General features: G+C 65.8%; 4 protein-coding genes. All 4 read right to left on the minus strand.

What is annotated here, in order from left to right; genetic code table 11:
- Nucleotides 1-91: 91 nt before the first annotated feature.
- Entirely contained in the window at nucleotides 92-214 is a 123-nt protein-coding gene (locus tag NP3_RS51230; protein WP_281197652.1) for a hypothetical protein, read from the minus strand.
- A gap of 202 nt (nucleotides 215-416) precedes the next feature.
- Entirely contained in the window at nucleotides 417-743 is a 327-nt protein-coding gene (locus tag NP3_RS36340; RefSeq protein ID WP_157124792.1) for a hypothetical protein, read from the minus strand.
- Between the two features lie 8 nt (nucleotides 744-751).
- Nucleotides 752-1,531 carry a DnaE2-dependent mutagenesis accessory factor ImuA' gene (gene imuA', locus NP3_RS36345; RefSeq protein WP_063825013.1) on the minus strand — a complete coding sequence of 260 codons (780 nt, stop codon included), beginning with the start codon at nucleotides 1,529-1,531 and terminating at the stop codon, nucleotides 752-754.
- Between the two features lie 127 nt (nucleotides 1,532-1,658).
- A partial coding sequence (locus NP3_RS50025; protein WP_218024999.1) for a hypothetical protein occupies nucleotides 1,659-1,906 on the minus strand: 248 nt, incomplete at its 5' end.

The following is a 1,906-nucleotide window of genomic DNA, read 5'->3' on the forward strand; positions in this document are numbered from 1 at the left end:
TTCCTCCCAGCATCGTGCTGGAAGTGGGTATTGCTGCACTACTGCCGACCTGGGGTAGTTAGTCCCGTTGTCGGTTGACCGCACTGGGTAACTAGCCCAGCAGGCGGTCGGTGATGTCCTGGACGAAGCGGCATATAGCGAGGGCCAGTGGTCCCCACTTCGCTACCTTGTCTTTCCACTTCTCTCGCACATTGCGAGATTCGTGTTCGGGCATCTCCACACCTCCCATCTCGGAGCAACAGCGCCCCGTACGGGTGAGCTGTGTCTGCCGATCTGCAAGGTGCGCCACCAATGTACTCGAACACCTGGGCGAAATCCTGCATCTACCGGGGGATCAGCGTGGCGGGTCGTAACCGAGAGTCTTCAATCCCTGACTAGACCGCTGGCTCTGTATCGCGCAGCTGCCGACCGCCGCCCTACTCCTGCGCGGGTTTGACTGCGTCCCATGGCACCCACTGGCGCAGCGTGACCTCCATGACGCCGGAGTTGGTGCGGAACACTGCGGCGATCTCCGCGTACCACGTCGGTTCTCGTCCGAGTGCCACGCGGGCCCACGCGTAGAGCACAGCGGGCATCCACTCGTCGTCTAAGCGGATGTCGAGGCTGCCGGCTTTCTCGCCGAGGGTTACCGGTTCTACGCGGGGCCGGTGTCGCTGCGGGTGCACCCACACTCGCCGCGGATCCACGAGCACGCGGCGTGGTGGCTCGACGCGGCGAAGCGCTGACCACTTGGGTTCGTGCATCCGGCCCTTCATCCGATACGCACCTGACGCTCGGGCATCGTGGTGGCGGCGTCGACCGAGGTGGCCCGCGTCAACTGTGTGCGGTCGATCCCGGCTCCGGTGAGGACCAGGCGCGCGGTGCGCGTCCGCGCGGCGCGGCCAGTCACTCGGACGTCGAGGTGCACGTCCTTCACGAGGCCGTGGCCGCGGCCGAGACCGGTGTATCCGGCGATGCGGGAGCGGATCTCGATATCGGGGCGAGCCCATCCGTCGCTGGTGACGATCAGTACCGAGCCGTGGCTTCGAGCGCGGGTGACGATCGCGCGAGCGCGGGTCGGAGCCGCTGATCCAGGAGCATCGAGCGCGACGACGCCGACTCCCTCGAGCAGTACGCCGGCGATGGCGAGGGGATCGTCTCCTGGCTGGGCGATGTGGGCGAGTCTGGCCAGATCGCCGCCGAGTTCGTGGAACGCGAGCAGTCCCAGCCGTGGGGCACCGAGTACCGCTGCCCAGACACCGGCGCTGGTCGCGGCTGCCAACAGCGCAAGCATGATCGAGCCGCCGCCGGTGCAGGACACGACGCTGCCGCGGGCGAGACCGCCATCGGGAAGAAGCTCACCCAGGCCTCCGGGTACGGCGGCGAGCAGGTCGGTCGCCTGTGCGGGTGGTGGTCGTGTATCAGCTCCGACGCGGCCAGGAATAGCCGCCATTCGGGCGCGCAGAAGGTCGAGTTGCTGGGCGCGTGGGAGAGCAGCCAGCGACCCGCCTGGGCGCGCGCTGGGCTCATCTCGATCCGTCGACTCGAACATATGTTCGTAATGATGGCATGGCATCGCGGGTGCGTCGACCATCACTGCGCAGGTCAGCGCCTATTCCGAGCGCTGTCGGACTGAACGATGTTGTCGCCCAAGGCAAGTCCCACGCTCAATATCTTGCTCATGAAACTTCCGCTGAGCGTGCCACGATGTCCCGGTCATGAAGATCACCGTTCCGTCGCAGATATTCGGCGGGAATCCCGCTGGCCTCATGGAGCACCTCGGTCTGCACGTCGACCGCCGCCCATCGGAATCTGACCAGGTTTGGGAGGTCTCGGCGAAACCAGTCGATCTCATTGATGCCAAGACCCTGCACGGACCAGCTCTGCAACGCAGCAGATTCGATGTCTCCAGAGCGCCCACACCGGG

The sequence above is a fragment of the Nocardia pseudovaccinii NBRC 100343 genome, assembly GCF_001613225.1.
In the GTDB taxonomy this organism is placed as follows: Bacteria; Actinomycetota; Actinomycetes; order Mycobacteriales; family Mycobacteriaceae; genus Nocardia; species Nocardia pseudovaccinii.